General features: G+C 66.4%; 19 protein-coding genes and 2 tRNA genes. 10 read left to right on the top strand and 11 right to left on the bottom strand.

The window, feature by feature from the left end; all coding sequences use genetic code 11:
* Nucleotides 1-243: 243 nt before the first annotated feature.
* A tRNA-Arg gene (locus tag AC56KW_RS16875) sits at nt 244-320 on the top strand.
* A gap of 362 nt (nt 321-682) precedes the next feature.
* Nucleotides 683-759, top strand: a tRNA-Arg gene (locus tag AC56KW_RS16870).
* Between the two features lie 704 nt (nt 760-1,463).
* Here AC56KW_RS16870 and AC56KW_RS16865 read toward each other — a convergent pair.
* The 3 genes from AC56KW_RS16865 to AC56KW_RS16855 are packed head-to-tail and all read right to left on the bottom strand — an operon-like array spanning nt 1,464 to nt 5,900.
* Nucleotides 1,464-3,356 carry a sensor histidine kinase, YfiR-like protein-associated gene (locus AC56KW_RS16865; protein ID WP_497171834.1) on the bottom strand — a complete coding sequence of 631 codons (1,893 nt, stop codon included), beginning with the start codon at nt 3,354-3,356 and terminating at the stop codon, nt 1,464-1,466.
* Nucleotides 3,356-3,943 carry a TOL_0243 family YfiR-like periplasmic protein gene (locus AC56KW_RS16860; protein ID WP_497171833.1) on the bottom strand — a complete coding sequence of 196 codons (588 nt, stop codon included), beginning with the start codon at nt 3,941-3,943 and terminating at the stop codon, nt 3,356-3,358. The genes AC56KW_RS16865 and AC56KW_RS16860 overlap by 1 nt, the downstream gene beginning before the upstream one ends.
* Before the next feature lie 16 nt (nt 3,944-3,959).
* Nucleotides 3,960-5,900, bottom strand: a complete 1,941-nt coding sequence (locus tag AC56KW_RS16855) for a TOL_0244 family TonB-dependent receptor (RefSeq protein ID WP_497171832.1) — start codon at nt 5,898-5,900, stop codon at nt 3,960-3,962.
* A 379-nt stretch (nt 5,901-6,279) separates the two neighbouring features.
* Between AC56KW_RS16855 and AC56KW_RS16850 the strand changes: the two genes are divergently transcribed.
* The 3 genes from AC56KW_RS16850 to AC56KW_RS16840 all read left to right on the top strand — a co-directional run bounded on the left by AC56KW_RS16850 (nt 6,280) and on the right by AC56KW_RS16840 (nt 11,435).
* The gene (locus AC56KW_RS16850) at nt 6,280-7,116 is read left to right on the top strand and encodes a response regulator (protein ID WP_497171831.1); all 837 of its coding nucleotides are present in this window, start codon (nt 6,280-6,282) and stop codon (nt 7,114-7,116) included.
* A 116-nt stretch (nt 7,117-7,232) separates the two neighbouring features.
* On the top strand, nt 7,233-10,271 hold the full coding sequence (locus AC56KW_RS16845; RefSeq protein WP_497171830.1) for an ATP-binding protein: 3,039 nt from the start codon (nt 7,233-7,235) through the stop codon (nt 10,269-10,271).
* Between the two features lie 144 nt (nt 10,272-10,415).
* Nucleotides 10,416-11,435: a response regulator gene (locus AC56KW_RS16840; RefSeq protein WP_497171829.1), complete on the top strand. Its 1,020-nt coding sequence runs from the start codon at nt 10,416-10,418 to the stop codon at nt 11,433-11,435.
* 503 nt (nt 11,436-11,938) lie between these two features.
* Here AC56KW_RS16840 and AC56KW_RS16835 read toward each other — a convergent pair.
* The gene (locus tag AC56KW_RS16835; RefSeq protein WP_497171828.1) at nt 11,939-12,358 is read right to left on the bottom strand and encodes a hypothetical protein; all 420 of its coding nucleotides are present in this window, start codon (nt 12,356-12,358) and stop codon (nt 11,939-11,941) included.
* Between the two features lie 222 nt (nt 12,359-12,580).
* On the opposite strand from AC56KW_RS16835, the gene AC56KW_RS16830 reads away from it, so the two are divergent.
* On the top strand, nt 12,581-14,245 hold the full coding sequence (locus AC56KW_RS16830) for a response regulator (protein ID WP_497171827.1): 1,665 nt from the start codon (nt 12,581-12,583) through the stop codon (nt 14,243-14,245).
* Between the two features lie 18 nt (nt 14,246-14,263).
* Here AC56KW_RS16830 and AC56KW_RS16825 read toward each other — a convergent pair whose 3' ends face one another.
* Entirely contained in the window at nt 14,264-14,728 is a 465-nt protein-coding gene (locus tag AC56KW_RS16825) for a hemerythrin domain-containing protein (protein WP_497171826.1), read from the bottom strand.
* A gap of 192 nt (nt 14,729-14,920) precedes the next feature.
* On the opposite strand from AC56KW_RS16825, the gene AC56KW_RS16820 reads away from it, so the two are divergent.
* A complete protein-coding gene (locus tag AC56KW_RS16820) occupies nt 14,921-15,643 on the top strand; it encodes a sensor histidine kinase (RefSeq protein ID WP_497171825.1) in 723 nt (240 codons plus the stop codon).
* Between the two features lie 76 nt (nt 15,644-15,719).
* Here AC56KW_RS16820 and AC56KW_RS16815 read toward each other — a convergent pair whose 3' ends face one another.
* From AC56KW_RS16815 to AC56KW_RS16805, 3 genes are all read right to left on the bottom strand, one after another.
* Complete coding sequence (locus tag AC56KW_RS16815; RefSeq protein ID WP_497171824.1) at nt 15,720-17,021, bottom strand: NAD(P)/FAD-dependent oxidoreductase; 1,302 nt, start codon at nt 17,019-17,021, stop codon at nt 15,720-15,722.
* 104 nt (nt 17,022-17,125) lie between these two features.
* Nucleotides 17,126-17,908: a LytR/AlgR family response regulator transcription factor gene (locus AC56KW_RS16810; protein ID WP_497171823.1), complete on the bottom strand. Its 783-nt coding sequence runs from the start codon at nt 17,906-17,908 to the stop codon at nt 17,126-17,128.
* The gene (locus tag AC56KW_RS16805) at nt 17,898-19,166 is read right to left on the bottom strand and encodes a sensor histidine kinase (protein WP_497171822.1); all 1,269 of its coding nucleotides are present in this window, start codon (nt 19,164-19,166) and stop codon (nt 17,898-17,900) included. Before AC56KW_RS16805 ends, AC56KW_RS16810 begins: the two co-directional genes overlap by 11 nt.
* A 287-nt stretch (nt 19,167-19,453) precedes the next feature.
* Here AC56KW_RS16805 and AC56KW_RS16800 point away from each other — a divergent pair, with 287 nt between their 5' ends.
* Both AC56KW_RS16800 and AC56KW_RS16795 read left to right on the top strand, forming a co-directional pair.
* Nucleotides 19,454-20,131: a hypothetical protein gene (locus AC56KW_RS16800; RefSeq protein ID WP_497171821.1), complete on the top strand. Its 678-nt coding sequence runs from the start codon at nt 19,454-19,456 to the stop codon at nt 20,129-20,131.
* Nucleotides 20,132-20,439: 308 nt separating this feature from the next.
* Nucleotides 20,440-21,684, top strand: a complete 1,245-nt coding sequence (locus AC56KW_RS16795; RefSeq protein WP_497171820.1) for a DEAD/DEAH box helicase — start codon at nt 20,440-20,442, stop codon at nt 21,682-21,684.
* On the opposite strand, the gene AC56KW_RS16790 is transcribed toward AC56KW_RS16795, so the two are convergent.
* Both AC56KW_RS16790 and AC56KW_RS16785 read right to left on the bottom strand, forming a co-directional pair.
* Nucleotides 21,656-22,144, bottom strand: coding sequence for a GNAT family N-acetyltransferase (locus tag AC56KW_RS16790; protein ID WP_497171819.1), 489 nt, complete (start codon nt 22,142-22,144; stop codon nt 21,656-21,658). The genes AC56KW_RS16795 and AC56KW_RS16790 overlap by 29 nt on opposite strands.
* Nucleotides 22,086-23,027 (bottom strand): AraC family transcriptional regulator, encoded by a 942-nt coding sequence (locus AC56KW_RS16785; RefSeq protein ID WP_497171818.1) that lies wholly within the window; start codon nt 23,025-23,027, stop codon nt 22,086-22,088. Before AC56KW_RS16785 ends, AC56KW_RS16790 begins: the two co-directional genes overlap by 59 nt.
* On the opposite strand from AC56KW_RS16785, the gene AC56KW_RS16780 reads away from it, so the two are divergent.
* The gene (locus tag AC56KW_RS16780; RefSeq protein ID WP_497171817.1) at nt 23,026-23,451 is read left to right on the top strand and encodes a cupin domain-containing protein; all 426 of its coding nucleotides are present in this window, start codon (nt 23,026-23,028) and stop codon (nt 23,449-23,451) included. The two genes, AC56KW_RS16785 and AC56KW_RS16780, sit on opposite strands and share 2 nt — an antisense overlap.
* A gap of 221 nt (nt 23,452-23,672) precedes the next feature.
* Here AC56KW_RS16780 and AC56KW_RS16775 read toward each other — a convergent pair whose 3' ends face one another.
* Nucleotides 23,673-23,999 carry a hypothetical protein gene (locus AC56KW_RS16775; protein WP_497171816.1) on the bottom strand — a complete coding sequence of 109 codons (327 nt, stop codon included), beginning with the start codon at nt 23,997-23,999 and terminating at the stop codon, nt 23,673-23,675.
* Between the last annotated feature and the right edge of the window lie 33 nt (nt 24,000-24,032).

The following is a 24,032-nucleotide window of genomic DNA, read 5'->3' as shown; positions in this document are numbered from 1 at the left end:
TACCTCGGGGGAATGGCCCGGACGACTGGCCTGCACCGGTCGGACTCCCCCCACCTTAGATCAACGATATTCATGTGAAGTTCTCGCTTGTCGCGGCGCCACGCGTCGAGCGCGTGTTGCCATGAGAGGCAGAAGCGCCCAGTGGAAGGTGGCCCGGGCCGTCGAGCAGGCAGGTTCGGATGCCAGATGATGGCGACCAGCACTTTGCCAACTCGCCACATCCCGCTATAATGCGTGCCTCGGGCGGCTGTAGCTCAGCTGGATAGAGTACTTGGCTACGAACCAAGGGGTCGTGGGTTCGATTCCTGCCAGCCGCACCAACCGTTTTAAAGAGAATGGCTCAAAAGAAATTTTGAGCCATTTTTTTATCTGTCATCATACTGATCTCCCCCCTTCGCTGAATATCCGTCCGTCGAGACTGACCATGCTTGCAGCGCCAGCGCTTGCCAGGACTGTCACGGCAGTCGTTGTATGGACCCATGACCGCGATACGGTCCCGCACCCGGAGCGCTCGGTGAGCGGGGGCCGGTGCCGCGCCAGGCGTAACCAGTACAAGAGCGATTGAGCGCTGCACGGCCGTGGGCGGACCCGAGGCGCTCACAACGCTCCGACGAGCCTGCGCCGACCGCGCCAACACCCGGCTTTGCCATTACGTCACATGCTGCTATAATGCGTGCCTCGGGCGGCTGTAGCTCAGCTGGATAGAGTACTTGGCTACGAACCAAGGGGTCGTGGGTTCGATTCCTGCCAGCCGCACCAACTGTTTCAAGAGAATGGCTCAGAAGAATTTCTGAGCCATTTTTCTTTCCGCCTGCACTTCTTGCTCATGCGACCGTTCACCTAGGCATGTGGCCTCCAGAAGCTGTTGCCCCTCTCTCGCGCCACGTCTAGCAACTCGACCAGGCTGCCAACGGTCTCTGCGCCGGGAACATTCGTCACTCTTCGTATGGCCCGCCCCACCTCACCAGCACACATCATCCGGTAATTTCTGCTCTTCGACACGAGACAGGCACGCTCTCCTATGACGCGTGCTCTGATGGCGATCCTGCTGGCGCATAGCATGATCGACAACACGATCTGCCATGACCTCGACGCCGTGGTCGCCTCGATAGCCGCAGCGGCACGTCGGCCTGGACGGCGCCGGCCTTGCCCTGTACGGCGCGGACGATGACCTGATGACAAACGGCGTGGGAATGGAAAGCGGCGCCCTCGGCCTGTGCACCATCGCCAGCGACAATCTTGCCACCGGGACTACTACCTGCAGGTGAGGAGAACCGGTGTCGGATGCCGGCGCCAGCTGCGGCGGCGCGGTGCGCCAGCGCCAGCGCCGGTGCCGGTCCCGGTGCCTGTGGCCTCATGCCGGGTGGCCTGGGCGTGTGGGCTTCTGGCCGCCGCCGCACCAGAAGGGCTGAACCGCCCCGCCTGGCTCGGCAAACACAAACGCACGACGCGCTTGCGTTTTTCTACGTCCGCAGCTTCTTGATGACGCTGCGCGTGCCCAGGATTTCCTCGATCTGCTCGAAGCGCACCGGCTTGACCATATGGTGGTCGAAGCCGGCCTCGAAGGCGAGCTGGCGATCCTTCTCCTGCCCCCAGCCGGTCACGGCGATCAGCACCGTCATGACCCCGGTCGGCAGCTTGCGGATGCCGCGCGCCAGGTCATAGCCCGACATATGCGGCAGGCCGATGTCGAGGAAGGCGTAGTCCGGGCAGAAGCGCGCCGCCGCGGCCAGCGCGTCCGGGCCGTTATGGGTGATCACGACGCTGTGGCCCATCGCGGTGAGCAAGGCGCCGATGCTGTTGACGAAGTCGACGTTGTCGTCGGCCAGCAGGATGCGGTAACTCTCGGTGCTGATGAAGGCCGCCGGGGTCGGCTTGGTCGGCGGTTCGGGCTCGACCACGATCGGCAGGCGCACCAGGAAGCGGCTGCCCAGCCCCAGGCCTTCGCTGTGGGCGGTGATGGTGCCGCCATGCAGCTCGACCAGCTTGCGCGCCAGCGACAGGCCGACGCCCAGGCCGGCATTGCTGCGTTCCAGCGTCGAGTCGACCTGGACGAACATCTCGAACACCGAATCGAGCATGTCCGGCGCCAGGCCGATGCCGGTATCGGCCACTTCCAGCACCAGGGTCTTGTCCTCGACCGCCCCTTTGAGCATCACCTTGCCGCCGCGGTTGGTGTACTTGGCGGCGTTGTTGAGCAGGTTCGACAGGATCTGCGCCAGGCGTGTCGCGTCGCCGTGCAGGAACACCGGACGGTCCGGCAGTTCCAGCACCAGTTCGTGCCCGTGCAGCTCGATATACGAGCGCACCACTTCCAGCGCGTCGTTGACGACCGCCTTCAGCTCGACCCGCCCCATCTTGATCGTGAACTTGCCGGTATTGATGCGCGAGACGTCGAGCAGGTCGTCGACCAGGCGCACCATCTGGCGCAACTGGCGTTCCATGATGTCGGTGGCGCGCTGGGTGGCCTGGGCGTCGCCGCTGCGGATGCGCAGGATGTCGAGGCCGGTGCGGATCGGCGCCAGCGGGTTGCGCAGCTCGTGTGCCAGGGTGGCCAGGAATTCGTCCTTGCGGCGGTCGGCCACGATCAGGGCGCCTTCGGCGCGCTGGCGCACTTCCATCTCGTGCTCGAGCGTGCGGTTGGCCGCCTGCAGCGCGTCCGAGCGGCGTCCGATTTCGGCCAGCATATCGTTGAAGGCTTCGACCAGCACCCCGATCTCGCCCTTCTCCTTGCCAGGCACGCGCAGCGAGAAGTCACGCCGCAGCATGACCTGGCGCGCCACAATGGTCACCGCCTCCAGTGGCCGCGTGATCGACGCCTGCAGGCGCGAGGCCACCAGGGCCGCGATCACCAGGGCGCCCAGCAGCACGCCGCCGAGGATGGCGCCATAGCTCAGGGCCCGGTCGAGTACGCCGTAGCGCGAGCGCAGGTAGACGGTGCCGATCCGCTCGCCGTTCTCGACGATGTCGCGGTACAGCACCACTTCGCCGCGCTCGATGCGGTAGCCGGCCGGCTCCGGGCGCACCGGCAGCTGGGCCTGCACGTCGGGCCGCACATAGGTGGCAAAGCGGGTGCCGTTGGCGGTGTAGACCGCGGCCGCGACGATCTGCGGACGCACCCGCAACAGGGTCAGGTTCTGGGTGACGTCGGCCGCATCGTTGAACGAGACCGCGGGCGCGGTCACGCTGGCCACGATGTCGGCCTGGGTAGTGAGGTCGTCGATCCAGTAGCGCTGGAAAGTGCGCAGGTCGAGCAGCAGCATCGCCACGCCGGCGGTGAGCAGCGCCACGACGGTGGTCGCCACCGCCATCAGGATCAGTTTACTCCGGACCGAACCGGTGTCGTGCATCGGCATTATGAGGCTCCTTTCTGCACACGGTTCGCGACGGTGAGCAGGCGCGAACTGAGCTTCACATTCTTCTTTTCCGCCGCATCGAGCGAGACGTCGAAACGTACCCGCTCATCGACGATCGTAAAATTGATCACGCTGCCGAGCTGCAAGCCGCCCGCGCACTCGGTCACGGTCAGCCAGGATGGCGAGGCGCGCAGCAGGCGCGCGGCGCGCGCCTCATCCTCGCCGGCGACGAACAGCAGGTGCACCGGCTGGGCCAGGTCCGGTTCGCGCAGCGAGCGCACGGCGATCGTGCGTCCCGCCACCATGCGCCCGCTCGCAATCCGGGTCAATTCGGCCGCCAAGTCGTCGGCGCCGACCACCCCGATGCTGAGCGGCGTGCGGGCATCGGCGAACGATTGCGGCGGAAACTCGGCGTAGCCGAGGAATTTATACAGGAAAGCCGCCTTTACGCGCCGCTCGAGCGCCGGCGCCGCGGCCTGGGCGGCCACCGGCAGCAGCGGCGCGCCCGCGCCGGCCAGCAACAGGGGCAGCAGCAGGGCCCGGCATGCCAGGCGGCGCTGCGGGCGGTCAGGTTGGGTGATCGTCATGGAATCCATTGGCCAGTCAAAAACGCAGCGCAGCGCTGGCGAACACCGTTCGCTCGATGGGCTGGCGGCTTCCCGCCACGCCGAACTCGGCATGGCGTGGGTGCAGCAGGTTACGCCCGACAAGGGCGATCTCGAGATCGGGGCGTACCTGCCACGCCAGGCGCGCGTCGAGTTCATGATAGCTTGGCAGCATCGATTGCGGCAGGCGGGCGACATAACGGAGCGCCAGGTCGGCCCGCAGGCGCGCGCCCAGGTCGTGCGCGCTGCGCACGGTCCAGGTCAGGCGCGGATCGTTGCCGGCAACAAAGCTCAGGCCGGTATTGTCGCGGCTGGACGGTTCGCGGCCCACGTCGGGATCCTGCAGCACGGCACCCGCGTGCAGACGCCAGCCGCGCGCGACCTGCCAGTTGGCCCACAGCTCGACGCCGCGCAGCGCGCCCTTGCCCAGGCTCGCCAGCACATAGTCGGCCGGCCGGTTGCCCCCTGCCGGGGCCCGTTCGAGCGTGCGCAGGCGCTCGAAATCGGTGTAGAAGGCGGTCGCCGACCACGACAGCGCCGGCGCCGGCTGGGCGCGGTAGCCCAGCTCGGCCACGCGCGCCGTCTCCGACACGACCTCCGGGCCGCCCGCCACCAGGAAAGCGCGCGGGTCGAGTGGATCGATGACGTAGAAATCGCGGTCCAGGCGCGACGGCGCGCGCACGGTGCGCGACAGCGCCGCCCACAGCATCGAACGTTCATCGACATCCCAGGCCAGGCGCAGGCTGGGCAGCACCTCGCTGCCGGTATAGACATTGTGCTCGACGCGCACGCCGGCGCTGACGCGCAGGTCCTGCGCCAGGCGCACTTCGTCCTGCACGAACAGGTGCGACCAGCGCAGGCTGCGGCGCGCCGGCGTAAAGCGCAGCAAGGGGCCATTGTGGATCCGGTCACGGCTATGGCGATAGCCGCCGCCCCAGCTCAGGGAATGGCGCTCCAGGCGCAGCAGGTGCTGGGCCTCGACGTCGACCGTGTCGAGACGCTGCCCGCCGACGCGGTCGACGTCGCGCCGCGTGTGGTCGAGCCAGGCCTGCAGGCGCACGCTCTGGCGCGCATCCATCCGGTGCTCGATGCGCGCCAGCAGGTTGGCGCCGGACACCTCGGTACGGGTCTGCACGGCGGCGGCCCGCTGGCGGCCGCCGTGCACGTCGCCGCTGACGGTGACGTCGGTCGCATCGCCTTCCCAGTCGAGCCGGAAGCCCGCCTGCTGGCGCCGCAGGCCGCCAGTGGCGGCGCCGCGCGCTTCGCCGTCGAGGCCGTCGGCCTTCATGGTCCTGGCGTACGCGCGCCAGTGCGGGCCGCGCTCGAACTGGCCGCCGTAGCGCACGCTGGCGCCGCTGTCGTCGGCGCCAAGATGCGCCGTGACCAGGCCGCCATGGGTGTCGGCCGCGCTGCGGGTGATGATGTTGATGACGCCGTTGACGGCATTCGTACCCCAGGCAGTGCCGCCCGGGCCGCTGATCACCTCGATGCGCTCGACGTCCTCCAGGGCCACGTCCTGCATTTCCCAGAACACACCCGAAAACAGCGGCGAATAGACGCTGCGGCCGTCGATCATCACCAGCAGCTTGTTGGACAGCGACGACAAAAAGCCGCGTGCGCTGATCGCATACGCGCCGGCATCGATCCGCGCCACCTGCAGGTTTGGCGCGAGGCGCAATGCCTCGGGCAAGGTGGTGGCGCCGGAACGCGCGATCTCGGCGCCCTGGATCACGTAGACCGCGGCCGCGGCGCGCGCCAGCTGCTCGTCCTGGCGCGAAACCGAGCTCACCACGATGTCGGACAGCTGTTCAAGCGAATAGTCGGCCAGCGCGACGACTGGTTCCGGCGGCGGATCGGCCGGACGGGCCTGCGCCTGCACGGTGCAGGCGCAGGACAACAGCGCGATACCGGCGCAGGCGAGCAAGGAAGAAGATGGCATAGTTGCCATCGTAGAACATTTTCTCGCCTGCACCAAGTGCGCACGCGCTACAGTGCGCTCTTGACAAGCTGCCGGGATATTAATTAATGCTATGACTGGTATTGCAAATATAAATTGGACTGATTTGCCGCAATGCAGCATCATTCATCTGTCTCCTCTATTCTCCTCCTAGGAAATAGATTCAGCCCACTTCTCACGAGGTGGGCTTTTTTTTGCCCACTTCCGCCATATATTGATACCCATAGGGAAGAATACGGCCTACAAGGTAGTAAATTAGATACGGAACAGCGTCTGTGCGGCTGCGCACGGTTGCCGGAGCAGGTATTGGTCTTTTGGTGTAGGATGCCGCCCATATTTTCGTTTTTACAACTAGCTGCCAATGCCCGACCTTGACATCTCCGCCCGGAGCACTGCGTCCTACGACTGGTCCGCGACCGCACTGGGCGACGCTGCCCGCTGGCCCCTGCCACTGCGGCTGTGCAGCGACCTCCTGCTCAACTCCCCGCTTCCTACCCTCCTGGTGTGGGGCACGGAGACGATCGTGGTGTTCAACGAGGCCTACTCGCTGCTGGCGGGTCCCGGATATGGCCGCGTCCCCGGCGGTTCGGTGCCGCCGGTGCTGCCCCCTCCGCTGGCGGTTGCCGGCCGGGCCCTGGAAGCGGCCTGGCGCGGTGAAGCCACTGTCGTGCAAGACGCTCCCCTCACCTTCCGCCGCCTCGATGGCAGCCAGGAAACGCGCTTCGACCTGCGCTTGAGCCCGGTGCGCGACGAGACCGGCGCGGTGCGCGGTGTGCAGGTGGCGCTGGCGCCGGCCACCGAAGTCGCGGTCGAGGAAGACAGTACCGGCGGTGCCCTGCGCATCCTGGTGGTCGAGGACAACATCGACTCCCAGTACCTGGTATGCGAGATGCTCAAGGCCTTCGGCCACGAGGCCGACGGCGTGGCCCATCCCGACGACGCCCTGGCCCTGCTCGCGCGCCAGCGCTACGACGTACTGTTCTCGGACGTCAGCCTGCCCGGCATGTCGGGCGTCGACCTGGCCACGCGCGCCATCGGCGACGATCCGGCGCTGCGCGTGATCTTCGCGTCGGGCTATGGCGACACCCTGCTGCGCCACCTGTCCTTCCCTTACCAGTCGCTGCAAAAGCCCTACGAGATCGACCAGTTGCAGGACGCCCTGTCCAAGGTGGCGCGTGCGCCGGGCAAGACCGGCTGAGGCCGCGGTCGAACAACGGTGGAACCGAGCGTGCATCAAGCGTGTGTGGCGGACCGGCCTGGCTGGTCTACAATGAAACACATCCTGCCCGGTTTCGGGCGTTCCGCAACCCCGGCATGAACACTCCCTCCGACCATTCCACCAGCCCCCCTTGCCACGTGTCCGAGCAAGACCTGGCAGCCGCCCGGCAAGAGCTGCAGCGCGCCGCGGAGCGCATGGAAAACATGCTCGAAAGCCTTACCGACGGCTTTTGCGCGGTCGACCGCGACTGGCGCATCACGTATATCAACGGCCGCGCGCTGCAGATGGTGGCGCCGCTCAACAAGAGCCGCGACAGCCTGGTCGGACGCAGCCTGTGGGACGAATTCGAAGACCTGCACGGCACCTCGGTCGCCGCCGACTGCCGGCGCGCGATGGAACAACGCATCACCGTCAACAAGGAATTCTTCTACCGCCGCCTGCAGAGCTGGCTCGACATGCGGGTCTATCCCTCGCCCGACGGCCTGACGCTGTACTTCCAGGACATCACGGCGCGCAAGCTCGACCAGCAAGCCCTGGTCGACAACAACAACCGGCTGCAGCTCGCGATCGCGGCCGGCCGCCTGGGCGACTGGCGCTGGGACGCGGCCAGCGACCGCGTCACCTTCGGCGCCCGCGCGGCCGAGATCCTCGGCCTGCCGGCCGGCAGCGCTCTCGACTGGCCGCTGCTGCGCGCCCGGCTGGTCCAGGACGACCGTCCGCGCGTGCGGCGCGCCGTGCTCGAAGCTTTTTCGCAAGGCAAGGACCTCGACCTCGAGTGCCGCCTGTTACCGCTGGCCGGCGCCGACTCCGCTCAATCCGCCGCGCGTTGCGTGGCCCTGGTCGGCCGTCCCGACTACGCCAGTCCGGCCCAGGGCGGCGGCGTGCTGGGCATGAGCGGCATGGCCCAGGACATCAGCGCCCGGCGCGCAGCAGACGACCACCTGCGCCAGAGCGAAGAAGAACTGCGCGCGCTGGCCAACACCATCCCGCAACTGGCCTGGATGGCCGATTCCAGCGGCGCCATCGTGTGGTTCAACCAGCGCTGGTATGAGTACACCGGCATCACTCCCAGCGAATCGACTGGCTGGGGCTGGAAATCCGTGTACGACCCGGCGGTGCTGCCCGCGGTACTCGAACACTGGGATGAATCGGTGCGTACCGGCGCGCCGTTCGAGATGGAATTCCCGATCCGCGGCGCCGACGGCAACTTCCGCTGGTTCCTGACCCGCGTCGAGGCGGTGCACGACCGCGACGGCCGCGTGGTGCGCTGGTTCGGCACCAATACCGACGTCGACCAGGTGAAACGTGCCGAGCAGGCACTGCGCGAAGAGTCGCACGTGCTCGAACTGCTCAACAGCACCGGCACGATCCTCGCCTCGACGCGCGACCTGCGCTCGCTGATGCGGGCCGCCACCGGCGCCGCCGCCGGCGTCTGCGGCGCCCGTTTCAGCGCCTTCTTCCACTACGGCGAACAGGGCGCGGGCACGCGGTTCTCGCTGTACACCCTGTCCGGCGCCACCTCGGCGGAGTTCCAGGACTTCGCCGAACCGGGCACCAGCGCCCTGTTCGGGCCAGGCCTGTGCGCAGATGGCCTGGTGCGTCTCGGTGACCTCGGCCAGGATCCGCAGCATGTCGCCAAGGCGCCGCAATTCGGCCTGCCGGCCGGCCACCCGCCGGTGCGCAGCTACCTGTCGGTGCCGGTGACGGCGCGCTCGGGCGAGCTGCTGGGGTCGATGTTCTTCGGCCATCCCGAGCCCGGGGTATTTACCGAGCGCAGCGAACGCATAGTCAGCGGCATCGCGGCGCAGGCCGCGATCGCGGTCGACAATATCCGTCTGGTGGAGGCGGCCAGCCGCGCCGCCGAAGAGCGCAAGGTGTTGCTCGAAAACGAGCGCGAGGCGCGCGCCGAGGCTGAGCGCACCAGCCAGATGAAAGATGAATTCCTGGCCACCCTGTCGCACGAACTGAGGACGCCCTTGTCGGCCATCCTCGGCTGGTCGCAGGTGTTGCGCCGCGGCAGCCGCGACGGCGCCGACCTGCAGCGCGGCCTGTCCACCATCGAGCGCAATGCGCGCGCGCAGGCCCAGCTGATCGAAGACCTGCTCGACATGAGCCGCATCACCTCGGGCAAGGTGCTGCTCGACATGCAGACCGTGGCTCCCGCCAGCTTCATCGACGCCGCCATCGAGACGGTACGCCCGGCGGCGGACGCCAAGGGCATCCGCCTCGAGCGCCACTACGGCATCGACGTGCCGGCGGTGGCGGGCGACCCCGGCCGGCTGCAACAGGTGATCTGGAACCTGCTGTCGAACGCGATCAAGTTCACGCCGCGCGACGGCCTGGTAACAGTCGAGGTCGCCAAGCACGAGGAACAGGTCGCGATCACGATCCGCGACAATGGCGCCGGCATCGGCCCTGAATTCATCACCCATGTGTTCGAACGCTTCCGCCAGGCCGACGCCTCGATGACGCGCAGCCATGGCGGCCTCGGGCTGGGCCTGTCGATCGTCAAGCACCTCGTCGAGCAGCACGGCGGCACGGTGCACGCCGAAAGCGCCGGCGTCGGCCAGGGCGCCAGCTTCACCATCGAGCTGCCGCTCGCCAAGACGCCGCCGCGCGCCACCCAGTCGGCCCGGGCGCAAATGATCCTGCAGTCGGCGCCACGATCGTCCGACAGGACTCCCCAGGCCGACGAGGCCGCGGTGCGCGATATGCGCGGCACCTCGGTACTGGTGGTCGATGACGATCGCGATGCGCGCGAGCTGATCGCCCGCATCCTCGCCGACTGCCAGGCCAGCGTGCGCCTGGCCGCCAGCGCGCGCGAAGCTTTCGAGCTGTTGCGCGCCGATCCGCCCGACCTGTTGATCAGCGACCTCGGCATGCCCGAGGTCGACGGCCTGGAACTGCTATCATGGGTGCGCGCGCTGCCGCGCGATGCCGGCGGACTGATCCCCGCCATCGCCCTGACGGCCTTTGCCCGATCCGAAGACCGCCTGAGGGCGCTCGAAGCGGGATTCTCGGCCCATGTGTCGAAACCGGTCGAGCAGACCGAACTCATGGCGGCGATCGGCATGGTCAGCGCGCCGGCGACGGCGCCGCTGGTCAGCGGCGGCGCGCGCGTGCTCGGCCGTTGACCTGCGTTCCTTGATGATCCTACCAACGCACGCGGCGCTGTCCTACAAGAAATTTTGAGCTGTTTGCTAGACTAAATAGTGATGGGTTCAAGCCGATTCCACCCAGAAGGGAATCCGCTCCACACGAATAGAAGAGAAAAAAGCATGCCGAGCAGACAAGACATTTTGAACGCGAAGATCCTTGTGGTGGACGATTCGCCCGACAATATCGAATTGATGGAAGAGATATTGCGCGAAGAAGGCTACACCTGTGTCAGCTCGACGATGCTGCCGGAACAGGTGTGCCCGCTACATCGCGAACACAACTACGACCTGATCCTGCTCGACCTGCAAATGCCTGGCCTGAACGGCTTCCAGGTCATGAAAGGGCTCAAGGAAATCGAGCAAGGCGGCTACCTGCCGGTGCTGGCCCTGACCGCGCAGCCGAGCTTCAAGATCGCCGCGCTCGAAGCCGGCGCCCGCGACTTCATCAGCAAGCCCTTCGACCTGCTCGAAGTGCACAAGCGCATCCACAATATGCTCGAGGTGCGCCTGCTGTACAAGGAACTGGCCCAGTATTCCAAGGCCCAGCAAGAGCTGGCCCTGCACGACGCCCTCACCGGCCTGCCCAACCGGCGCCTGCTCGAGGACCGTATCGAAACCGCCCTGCAGCACGCCAACCGCAGCCATGCCAAGGCCGCCGTCATGTACCTCGACCTGGATGGTTTCAAGGCGATCAACGACACCTATGGCCATGCCTACGGTGACGAGATCCTCAAGATGGTGTCTCAGCGCCTGCTGTCGAGTTCGCGCAAGGAAGATACCGTGGCGCGTCTCGGCGGCGATGAATTCATGGTGGTGCTGGGCGATATCCACAGCCTCGCCGACGCCCAGGGACCAGCCTCGAAACTGGTCGAGGCGCTGTCGGAGCCCTTCTTCATCAACGACCTGACGCTGCGCCTGTCGACCTCGATCGGAATCAGCATCTATCCGGACGATGCCGAATCGGTCGATGCGCTGATCAATATCGCCGACTACGCGCTGTACGAAGCCAAGCGCGCCGGCAAGAACCGTTTCTGCTCGCCAGCGGCGAATCGCCAGGCCGCTGCCAAGACGTCGGCAGCCCCTGGTCAAACGACGACGCAGGCTGCCCCGCCGGTCGAGATGGCGGCGCAGCATCGCTGACACCCAGCGAGATTCGCGCTTGCAATCGAGGCCGGCGTCCCCCCAGCACGGGGCGCCGGCCTCGTTCTTTCGGGTGCTGTACTCGTTAGCCGCCGATGACGCCGAATACACGACGCAGCGCTTGCCCGACGTTAGTGACTCGGCCACCATCGAACGCCCGATGCCATCCTGCGTAACCGAATAGACGAGGCGACACGCCATGAAAACGTGCCAGCCAGTGCTCGCATCGCCGGTGGCAGGCATTGACGTTTGCACGTGGACAGTGCCTTCGACGCTGGTCCGAATCCGTTCGCCGGCGCTGACATTGACCGCCCGGTGCGTCATGCCGTGGACACGGGGGAAGGCCGGACAGGCTGCGGCCCAGCATTGCGATGCTCGTCCATACCCAGCGAGGACAGCGCCTGCTTTGGACGGATGAAAGCAGCACTCCTGGCGACCGCATAAAGCAAACAGGCCACGCAGCGCGCTGCGTGGCCTGTCAGGCATGCCGTGTCAGCAAGGAATCAGCGTTTCTCGCCTACCGGGCACTCGCGGATCGTGCTCGTCTCTTCGATCGACTGCGCGTGCTGGTGATCGTGCCCCGCGTCGACCATGTCCGGCGCCACTTCGATACGGGTGATGCCGGCATCCACCGAGATCGGATCGCTGGCCGGGAAGGTCATCTCGACCGCGTCGTCGAGCAGCGTTTCCTCGGCCTTTTCCTTGCTCGACAAGCCTTCGCAGCCCGACAGCGCCTTGATGGCGACCGCGTACTTGATCACGTCCAGGTTGGCCAGGTCGCCGATCGTCTTCACGCCCAGCGTGTCGGCCAGCGCAGCGGCCTGCTGCGCGCCGATGCCGCGCAGCGCCGACAGCGGCGCCCCGGCCAGCTCGCGGAAGGTCTTGCCATGGAATTGTTCGTTTACGATGCTATCGATATTCATATTGTGTCCTTTCTTGTAGGCCCCGTCCTCCAGCGAACCGGTTCGATTCCACTATGGCATAGCCCTTTGCCGGCGTATGTGCGACACCGAACATCTCCCCTCTTGCACGATTGATTTATTTGCCGAATGGCACTTATGTCACATGCTATCATGGCGCGTTTTGCAAGGTATTTACTCGAATATAACTACAAGTCTAGAATCCTTTGTCGGGCGAGCACAGCAATGTTGACGGAATCCATCGTGGCCAACAGCGATAAACCCAAGATCCTGGTCGTCAATGACGATCCTGCCAGCTTGCTCGCTCTCACCAGCCTGCTCGACGGGCGCGCCGACGAGGGCAACTACGCCGTACTCTCGGCCCGCTCCGGCCAGGAAGCCCTGCGCCAGGTGCTGCTGCACGATTTCGCCGTCATCCTGCTCGACGTGAACATGCCCGGCATGGACGGCTTCGAGACCGCCGAGGCGATCCACCAGCGTCCGCGCTCGGCCGACATCCCGATCATCTTCGTCACCGCCTTCCTGGCCGACGAGATCGACCGCCTCAAGGCCTACCAGCGCGGCGCCGCCGATTTCCTGTTTACGCCGGTCATTCCGCAGATCCTCCATGCCAAGGTGTCGGTGTTCGTCACCCTGGCCATGAAGAACGAGGAACTCAAGCGCCAGGCCGAGAAGCTGTCGCAGCACGCGCTGGAACTGACCGCCACCAACCGGCGCCTGGTGCGCGAGATGGAAGAACGGCGCGCGGCCGAGCGCAAGAGCCACGCCAAGGACGAGTTCCTGGCCATGCTGGGCCACGAGCTGCGCAACCCCCTGTCGGCGATCACCAGCGCCTCGAGCCTGATCGGTCTGCCCGGCGCGGCGCCCGACAGCGTGACGCGCGCGCGCGCCATCATCCAGCGCCAGAGCCAGCACCTGTCGCGCATCGTCGACGACCTGCTCGACCTGTCGCGAGCGATGTCGGGCAAGATCCTGCTGGCGCGCCAGTCGACCGACTTGTCGCTGCTGGTGGCCAGCTGCCTGGAAACCTTTCGCGCCACCGGCCGCACCGCTGGCTACCGGATCGCGACCGACCTGGCCCCGGGCTGGGTCGAGGGCGACCCGACGCGCCTGGAGCAGATCGTCTCGAACCTGCTGGATAACGCGCTCAAGTACACGCCAAGCGGCGGCAGCATCGATATCGCCTTGATCCGTGCCGGTGACGACGTCGTGCTCAACGTGCGCGACTCGGGCGTCGGTATTCCGTCCGAACTGCTGCCGCAGGTGTTCGACGTGTTCGTGCAGGGCGCCATCTCGATCGACCGCTCGCAGGGCGGCCTGGGGATCGGCCTGTCGCTGGTGCGGCGCCTGGTCGAGCTGCATGGCGGCAGCGTGGCCGCGGACAGTCCCGGCGCCGGCCTCGGCTCCAGTTTCACGATCCGCCTGCCGGGCGTCACATCGGCCGCGCCGGACGCGCCATGCGCGCCCGCGCTCGCGCCGCCCATCGAGACCGGCAAGCCATCGGTGCTGCTGATCGAAGACAATGAAGACGGGCGCGAGATGATGGCGACCATGCTCGCCGCCCACGGCTACCCGGTGTTCCAGGCCGCCGATGGCCTGCAGGGCGTGAACCAGGCACAGGCCTGCAAGCCGGATGCCGCGCTGGTCGACATCGGCCTGCCCGGCATCGACGGCTACGAGGTGGCGCGGCGCCTGCGCGCCGACCCGGCCACGCGCGGCATCCGGCTGATCGCGGTCACCGGCTACGGCCTGCCAGAGGACCAGCGGCGCGTGATGGAAGCCGGCTTCGACGAGCACCTGGTCAAGCCGGTGATGATCGGCCGGCTGCTCGAAGCGCTGGTTCCGGCGCCGAGCCCTGCCGCCGCGACGGCCGGTACAGCCGCCGCCTGAGGCCGACGCAACAGCCGATCAGGCCGTGGCGAGCAGCTCGTCGCGGCGCGCCGCCATTTCGGCGCCAAGGGCGTCGAGGTCGAGATCGAGCTTCTTCACCTTCGGGAACATTTCTTCTTCTTCCTCCTCGACGTGGTGCGCGACGTATTCGCCCAGTACCGTCACCTTGGCGTCGTACAGGTCGTCACCCGGCTCCATTTCCTGGATCTGCGTGATCAGGTCCTTGGCCGATGCGTGTTCGACCTTGGCTTCATCGAGCATGTCTTCCATCTCCTTCGACGCCGAGCGCAGCGCCGGGTAGAAGATTTCTTCCTCGATCTGCGTGTGCATGATCAGCTGCTCGCAGATCTCTTCGGCCAGCTTCTTCTTGCTGGTGGTGGCGCGATCGCCGAGTTTGTCGAACTGGTCGAACATTTCCTTGACTTCGTCGTGCTGGCTGGTCAGAAGTGCGATCGCATCCTGTGGCTTGTCGTTCTTGCTCATGGTAATACCCCCGATATTGTGTGTAGTGGATGGCTCGCTGGCCACGTCCCCAGCATGCGCCGCCCTTGCCCTGCAGACTGTACGGGAGCGCACACTGTTCGGTAACAACGTCGACAGGTCTTGCCATGCCGGGCGCGCGCCGCCGAAATGCCAATTGTTGTATGATTTGGGAAACATTTAACAGAGCCTACGATGACCGAACCGGCCCCACCGCCCCCCGACCCTGCGCTCGAGCGCCAGGTCGCGGCGCGCACCGCTGAACTCACCGAGATGCTGGCCTGGCAGGCCGATTGCTGGGACCAGGAGCGCCGCCAGCTGGCGCGCCAGCTGCACGACAGCCTCGGCTCGTCGATGACGGCCCTGACCATGCACCTGGCCCTGCTGACCCAGAACCTGCCGGCCGACGGCAAGGCGCGCGAACGCGCGTCCCAGATGAAGTCCCTGCTGGCCGGCATCATCGAGACCAACCGCAAGATGCAGCTCGAGCTGTGGAACGACAAGCTCGAATTCCTGGGCCTGCGCGCCGCGCTGGCCGAACTGGTGCCGGCCTTCGGCGCCGAGCGCGGCCTGACTGCGCGCGCCAGCCTGCCCGAAGAAGAAGGCGCCTGGTCGCGCAAGCACGGCGTGCTGCTGCTGCGCTGCGCCGAGGAAGGCTTGCGCAACGCCGCGGCCCATGCGCAGGCCACGCGCGTGGACGTGATCCTGGATGACGATGGCGAGATGGCCATGCTCACAGTGCGCGACGATGGCGTGGGGCCGCGCGAAAACGCGCTGGAGAACGGCGCGCCGCGCTGCCACGGCCTGCGCCTGCTGCGCGAACGCGCCCGCCACCTGGGCGGCAATCTGACGCTGGCGCGCGCCGAGGCTGGCGGCGCCATATTGCAAATGACATTGCCGCGCGAACTGGCGGCTTGATTACGGTTCGTTAACAAGCACCGTCGTTTCCGTGCGGACGGAAACCTTGTTGCGCGAGAACGACGTTGCCCGAGGGTCAGTGCAGCTTGACGAGCGGCGTACTGCGCCGGATCAGGAACCGCGCCACCGCCAGCAGCGCGGTGCGGGTAATCCCCATTACCGCCCGGTGATGCATCAGGTGCAGGCTGGCGTACATCGTGCGCGCCACGGCGCCTTGCACGAACCAGCTCGCCCCGCGCAGCGACCCCATCAGGCTACCGACACTGGTGCTCTGCCCCACCGACACCAGCGAGCCATAATCGCGGTACTCATAGGGCGTATCCTGAGGCGCTTGACCTTTGTCGATGCGCAAGAAGGCCGTCACCAGGTAATCTGCCTGCTGGTGCGCAGCCTGGGCCCGCGGCGGTACCGGAGCGCCATTGCCGTCGATGCACACGGCGCAATCGCCCAGCGCCCAGATGTTCGGCACGCCCTTGACCCGCAGGTGAGCGTCGACATCGAGTCCGCCGCCGCGTGCGGTCGGCAGGCCGAGGTTGCCCAGCAATTCCGGCGCACGGATGCCGGCGGCCCACACACACAGGTCGGCCGGATACACATTGCCCTTGCCGTCGATGACCTGGTCGGCCTCGATCGCGGTGACGCGGCAATCGGCCACCACCCTGATGCCGCGCTTGCCGAGCAGGTCGTTCGCCGCGCTCGACACCCGCTCGGGCAGCGGCGCGAGGATGCGCGGCGCACCTTCGAGGATGGTGATGCGTACGTCCCGCTTGACGTCCATCCGCGCGAAACCATAGCGTGCGTAGGCGCCCGAGGCTTCGCGCAGCTCGGCCGCCAGCTCGACGCCGGTGGCGCCGCCGCCGATGATGACCACGTCCAGGCCGGTTTCCTTGCCTTCTTCGCGCTGCTGCTCGACCGCCAGCATCAGGCGCAGCATGCGCAGGCGGAAGCGCTCGGCGTCCTCGGTCGCGTTCAGCGAGATCGAGTGCTCCTCGGCCCCCGGCACGCCGAAATAATTCGAGGTGCTGCCGATCGCCATCACCAGCGACTTGTAGCCCAGGCGCCGCAGTGGCAGCACTTCCTGATTGTCGCTGGCGGCGCGCACCGCCCCGATCTCGATCGCCTGGCCGGCGGCGTCGAGCCCGGTCATCGGCCCCAGCACGAAATTGAATCCATTGTCGTGCGCCAGCATGGCGTATGACAGGCCTTCCTGGTGGATGTCCAGGGTGCCGGCCGCGACTTCGTGCAGCGACGGCTTCCAGATATGGTAAAGGCGGCTGTCGACCAGCGTCACCTTGGATGGGCCCAGCTTGCGGCCCAGTTTGCAGGCCAGCTCAAGTCCGCCGGCGCCTCCACCCACGATCACGATATCGCTACGCAAGTTGCCTCCTTTTGATGCCTCGCCCGACAACCTTGCCGGGCCCTCAGGCAGTGTCGATTTTACTATGGGGGCGTGAATGGCGTTGCACTTGTCAATATTGTTGACTACATATTGCGAAACAGCCCCATGAACGATTGACTGATGGTCAGCGTCTCGGGCCGGCTCTTGAGCCGGATGGTCCCGCGTCCACTCTCGTCGCGCGCCACGCCCGCCACCGCGCGCAGGTTGACGATGGTCGAGCGGTGCACCTGCTTGAACATGGTCGGGTCGAGCACCTCGAGCAGGTCGCGGATGGGTTTGCGCAGCAGTGATTCGCCATCAAGCGTCATCACCACCGTGTACTTGGAATCGGCCTGGAAATACGCCACGTCGTCGACCAGGATCAGGCGCGTCTCGTGGCCGCGGCTGGCAGTGAGCCACACCAGCGGCTGCGCGCGCGGCGTCGGCGGCGACACCACCTGCAAGCGCGCCAGCAGTTCGGCCAGCTGGGCGCTGTCGCCTCCGCCGCGCGCCAGGCGCTCGCGCACCCGCGTCACCGTGGCCGACAAGCGCTCGCGCGACACGGGCTTGAGCAGGTAGTCGACCGCGCCGCGGTCGAACGCGTCGAGCGCGTACTGGTCGTAGGCGGTCACGAACACGACCTCCGTATGCAGGCCCGCCGCCAGCAGGTTCGACGCCACTTCGAGGCCCGACAGGCCCGGCATGCGGATATCGAGAAAGGCGATGTCGGGACGATGGGTCTCGATGGCTTCCAGCGCGCTGCCGCCGTCCTCGCACACGGCGACGATCTCCAGTCCGGGCCAGCATTGCGTCAACTGCCTGACCAGTTCGTCGCGCAGCAGCGCCTCGTCTTCGGCGACGACGCAGGTGATGACCTTATTCAGCATGGCGGGCTCCGTTTCCCTGCAGCGCCAGCGGCACCGTGATGGTCGCCGCCACGCCGCTCGGGAAGTTGGCGACGATGGCGAAGCTGGCGGTGTTGCCATAGGCCAGGCGCAAGCGCTCGCGCACATTGCGCAGGCCGATGCCGGTGCCGCCGCCCTCGGCCGAGAAGCCCCGGCCGTCGTCGGCCACCGTGACGGCCACCGCCTGGTCCACGCTGCGTGCCAGGATCCATACGGTACCACCGCCCGGCTTCGGTTCCAGCCCGTGCTTGATGGCGTTCTCGACCAGGGTTTGCAACATCATCGGCGGAAACACCAGCCGGCGCAACTCGCCCGGCACGTCGACCTGCAGCGCCAGGCGCGGTCCCATGCGGATCGCCAGGATGTCGAGGTAGGCGCGCGCCCGTTCCAGCTCCTCGCCCAGGGTCGATGGCGCATCCTCGGTGCGCGGCAGCGAGTGGCGCAGGTACTGGATCAGGTTGCCCAGCATGGCGTCGGCCCGCGCCGGATCGCTGCGGGTGAGCACCTGGGCGCTGGCCAGCGTGTTGTACAGAAAGTGCGGTTCGACCTGGGCGTGCAGCAGGTTCAGGCGCGCCACGGTGAGCTCCTTCTCGGTCACGCTCTCGCGCACCTGGTTCGCTTCCATCCGGCGCCGTTCGGCGATGCGGCGCGCGATGGCGCGCACCACCGCTTCGGCGTTTTCCAGGTTGGTCCCATGGTCGACCAGGAACCAGTCGGTCCAGGCCGGCGCCTCGGGCTCGCAGATCAGGGTCACGCTGCCAGCCACGTCACCGTTCGGCGTCACGGTCGCCAGGATCTGGTTGCGGCGGGCGACGATGCCGTCCAACCCCCACACTGTGGTCGCCGCCTTGCCGTAGGGATCGATGCGCGCGACCTTGGCCCGCACCTGCAGGCTGTCGCGTGCGCTGTCGACCACATTGGCGCCTGGCAGTTCGCGGATCGCGGCGTCGATCATGTCGAAGGCCTCGCCGGCCTCGAGGGGAATCTCGATCTGGCGCCGCTGGCGGTTCGACAGGGTGCCGGCGTCGAGGCGGCCCGTGACCAGGCGCACCCGGCGGATGTGCGAGAACACTTCCAGCAAGACCCAGCCGCACAGGGCGAAGCCGAGCAGCGGGCCGATGGGACCGAGGTCGAAGTCGACGTGCACGAGCCAGGTTTCGTTGAGCGTGATGCACAGGGCGAGATAGACCGTCAGCCATGCCAGCAGCAGGCGGAAGACGTGGAACAGGCTTGCGAACATGATGTGCTTTCTTGTGGTGGGAATGGGCCCAGCATAGGCAGGCCATTCCTTGCAAAACAGCATTATGCGACGGACGCGGGACTGGGCCGACGAAACCGCCCCGGCGCGGCCTCAATGGGGCCTCAATAGGGCCTCAATGGGGCCTCAATGCGGCGTCAATGCGGCTTCGCTGCGGCCGGTAAAACAATCCGGAAAGTGTTGCTTTCTAATTCAGAATACAATTTTCATACAGGCAAGGCCCTACCCCTAGCCGCTACAATTTCGCCTTTCTTCGAAAGGTTCCAACGATGCACCCGAAACGCCTCTCCTTCGTGCTGGCCGCCACCCTGGCCGCCGCTTCCGCCCACGCCCAGGTCGGCGTCGCCGTCACTGCCGATCTCGGCACCACGGGCGCCGGCGTCCACCTGGTCGTCCCGATGGAGAGCGATCTCAACGGCCGTTTCGGCCTTAACTACCTCAAGCACAGCAGCGACAAGCACTCGGGCGGCATCTCGTATGCCGCCCAGGCCAAGCTGCAGACCTTCGACGTGCTGTTCGACTGGTACGTCATCGCCGGCAGCGCCTTGCGCCTGACCGGCGGCGTGATGTACAACGGTAACGAGATCACGGGCCGCGCTCGCGCGCAAGGCGACGGCTACTACCACATCAATGGCCGCCGCTACCTGCCGTCCGACGTCGGCACGCTCGACGGCAAGGTCGACTTCCAGAAGGCCGCGCCGTATATCGGCATCGGCTGGGGCAATGCCTTGAGCCCGAACAGGCGCTGGAATTTCAGCGCCGACCTGGGCGCCTTCTACCAGGGCAATGCCAAGGTGAACCTGGTCAGCCGCGGCTGCAACAGCTCGCGCGTGACGTGCACCGTGCTGGCCAGCGACGTCGCCGCCGAAGAATCACGACTGACCGAGGAACTGTCGGACTACAAATTCTTCCCGGTGCTGCGCGCCAGCGTGTCATACAGCTTCTGAGCCGGCTGCCGGCCGCGCGCCATGGCTGGCGCGGCCGGCGTATGATGGGCTTTCACCAACGCTGGAGGACCATCATGCAACCTCGCCGAATGCTTGCCGCCGCGCTGACCATGACCTGCCTGCTGTTGGGAGGTTGCCGCGAACACAATGAGCCAGTAAAGCCGATCACCGACCTATCGGTGGGCGCCCAGGCAGTATCGCGCATGTGACGCCGGGCGCGCCCCTGCTCGCCCACGGTGATATCGCCATGCCAGCCTCGGCAGGGTAGACTACGGCCTGTCCATTTTCGTCCCAAGGTGTTTCTACCCATGTCGTTCGCATCCCTCGGCCTGATCGACCAGATCGTCCGCACTCTCGACACCCTCGCCTACACCACTCCCACCGCCGTGCAGGAACAGGCGATTCCGGCCGTGCTGGCCGGCCACGACGTGATGGCCGCGGCCCAGACCGGCACTGGCAAGACCGCCGGCTTCACCCTGCCGATCCTGCAGCGCCTCAGCAAAAGCGGCGCGGTCAGCCCCAACGCGGTCCGCGCCCTGATCCTGGTGCCCACCCGCGAGCTGGCCGAGCAGGTGCACGAGAGCGTGCGTGCCTACGCGGCCGGCCTGCCGCTGCGCACCATGGTCGCCTACGGCGGGGTGAGCATCAATCCGCAGATGATGGCGCTGCGCAAGGGCGTGGACGTGATGGTCGCGACCCCCGGCCGCCTGCTCGACCTGCAGCGCCAGAACGCGGTGCGCTTCAACGAGGTCAAGACCCTCGTGCTCGACGAAGCCGACCGCATGCTCGACCTGGGTTTCGCGCGCGAGCTGGACGGCATCATGAAACTGCTGCCGAAGAAGCGCCAGACCTTGCTGTTCTCGGCCACCTTCTCGGACCAGATCCGCGCGCTGTCGAACCAGATGCTGCGCTCCCCGGTGCGCATCGAGGCGACGCCGCGCAACACGACGGTCGCGGCGGTCAAGCAATGGATCATCCCGGTCGACAAGAAGCGCAAGTCCGAGCTGTTCGTGCACCTGCTGAAGCGCCACGACTGGGGCCAGGTGCTGGCCTTTGCCCGCACGCGCAAGGGCGTGGATGAACTGGTGTCGCTGCTGGAGGCGAAACGCATCACGGCCGACTCGATCCACGGCGACAAACCGCAGCCGGCGCGCCTGCGCGCGCTGGAGCGTTTCAAGGCGGGCGAAGTGCGGGTGCTGGTGGCGACCGACGTCGCCGCGCGCGGTATCGACATCGATGACCTGCCGGCCGTGATCAATGTCGATTTGCCGATCGTGGCCGAGGACTACGTGCACCGCACCGGCCGCACCGGCCGCGCCGGCGCCACCGGCGAGGCGGTGTCGCTGGTATGCGCCGACGAAGTCGAGCAGCTGGCGGCGATCGAGGTGCTGACGCGGCAGAGCCTGGAGCGGGTCGAAGAACCGGGCTTCGCACCGGATCACCGGGTGCCGCTGACGGACGCCAAGGGGCAGATCGTCAAGAAACCCAAGAAGCCCAAGAAACCGAAGGGCGATGCGGCGGTCGTCAGCGAGGATGTGCGCTTCCGCCGCTGAGCATGTCGGCGCTGGGCGCTTTGGCGCTCAGCATCTTCCGGAAGGCATAGCGCGCGCCACCTGGCGGGAAGCCGTCGAGCCGGCTCGATACCGTGTAGCCGAGCTTCTCATAGAACCCGACAGCCTGGAAGCTCAAGGTCTCGAGGAAGGCCTGTGTGCATTCACGACGCATGGCTTCATGCTCCGCGGCTTTCATGAGCGCACGGCCCATCCCCCGGGCGCGCATCTCATCGGCCACCCATAGCGCGTGCACCTGCAGCCATCCGACCCAGGTATCGCCCGAAAGACCTCCCACCACCTCGCCTGCCCGGTCGTGCAGCGTCACCAGGAGCTCTTGTGGCGCGGCGCCGCCGGCATGCGCCGCATTGAAATCGATCAGGCCTTGCATGATGCGATTTGCATCACGGTAGTCGGGGTTGGTGTCGACCGTGATCGACAGTTTGGTGCTCGGTTCCAGCATGGTTGGCCTGCAAATGAGATGGATTCCACGGTGAGGGGCGCGCGCAGCGTGTCATCTTGCGCCATAGCGCCGGGGAGACGCCGATCGCTCCCTTGAAGCGCCGCGTCAGGTGGCTCTGGTCCGCGAACCCGCAATCGAGCGCGACCATCGTGAGCGGCATGCCGCGCCTGATCAGCTCCTGCGCCTGTGCAACGCGCACCGCATTCAGGTAGACGTGCGGCGGCATATGGTACCTCGCGCTGAAGGCGCGCGTCAGGTGCGCGCGCGACAGGCCGGCCACGGCCGCCAAGTCCGATACCGTCATATCGCGTGCGTAATGGGTACGTATATAGTCCCTGACCCTGGCCAGCGCCGGGGAATTTGCATCCGGGGACGGCATGGCGGCCGCCTGCGCGCATTCGCCATGCCGGCCCAGCATGGCGCTCAGGAATGCGCGCATCAGGGTTTCCGACCGTAGCGATTCGGCCTGCGCCCCGGCCAGGCTGGCGGACAACAGGCCGAACTGCCTGGCCATCTGCCGATCGGTCACATGCGGCCTGGCGAAGTAGCGGCTGTGCGCCGCGCTCCCATCATCCGTCTCGCCGCTTGCGACGAATTCAGCGGGAACATACCAGATCGTATAGCGGAACCCCTCTTGCGTTCCGCGCCGGCCATCGTGGTCTTCGTCCGGATTGAATAGGACGAAGTCGCCGACCTGGCTGTCGTATTGCCGCCCCTTGCTGCGAAATCGCTGGATGCCGTGGGTCGTGGTCCCGATCACGAAGCAATCGTGACTGTGCCGCTCGAAGGCGTGATCGGAAAAATCCGCCTGCATGAGCGTCACGCCGCTGGCGAGCGCGCCGAATGTGGCCTGGTTGAGCGGCGGACGGGAAGGTTCACTCATGCAACAATTGTACAAGACCCCGGTGTGCGAAAAAGCAAGAATGGCGCTTTCAGTACGCGAGCACCTCATGCATACCCCAATCGACCTTGCCGCAAAGCTGGCGACATTCACCGAGGCGTGGCAGCCCCGCACAGTCGCTCTGTTCAATGGTCACGATGTGATGGTTGCCAAATTGCGTGGCGACTACCACTGGCACGTCCATGCTGGCACCGATGACTTCTTCCTCGTCCTCGACGGTGACCTTGAAATCGATCTCGAGGGTGGCGCAACGGTGAAGCTGGGCCCTGGGCAGCTGTACATCGTTCCCAAAGGTGTGCGCCACCGGCCGCGGGCCATCGGGGACGTCCATATCGTGCTGATCGAGCCGACCGGGACGCCGAACAGCGGCGACCCGCTGACCGCCGCCCCGCGCCGCGTCATCTGACTGTCCGCCGGCGCAAGCGCAGGCAATCGGACGATCCATTCATGTCCGTGGCGCCGGCTGCCCGCCCGACGCTTGCGCGTCGTGAGCCTTGAAATATGCGCGTGCGGCGACCTGCCCCGCATGCACGCCAAGTGCGAACGCGAGACCGGCAGCGACAATGATGCAGGCCTTCAGGCGTCGGCGCACGGTGCCGTCAGGCGCACATCGCATCGCCAGACTCCCTAGTCGTGCACTGCCACGAGCGCGCGCCTGCGGTCCAGAGAGCGCTCGAGCGTCGCACCCGCGGCATACAACAGGATGAACGCCGGCGTCATCAACAGGCCATATGCATCGGGCCACGAGATGACCGCCAGGGCCCGGTCCATGCCGAGCCAGTTCGCCAGCGCCAGTTGGGCCGTGATGGGCAGTTCCAGGTACCTGAGCTGCGACTGGTAGCCGACATTGCCCAGCGAGACAATGCCGAGGCAGGCCGCGACGAAGGCGGCGTACGGGGCGCAAAAGAAAAGACCAAGACGGGACATCGTGAGCGATTCGGATTCGATTTGCAAGGACTATGGCGGATCGTCACGACGTGACAGGGC

The sequence above is a fragment of the Telluria sp. RT2P19 genome (assembly GCF_059685725.1).
Note: the sequence above shows the minus strand (reverse complement) of the source record. Positions and strands in the feature narration are given on the sequence as shown.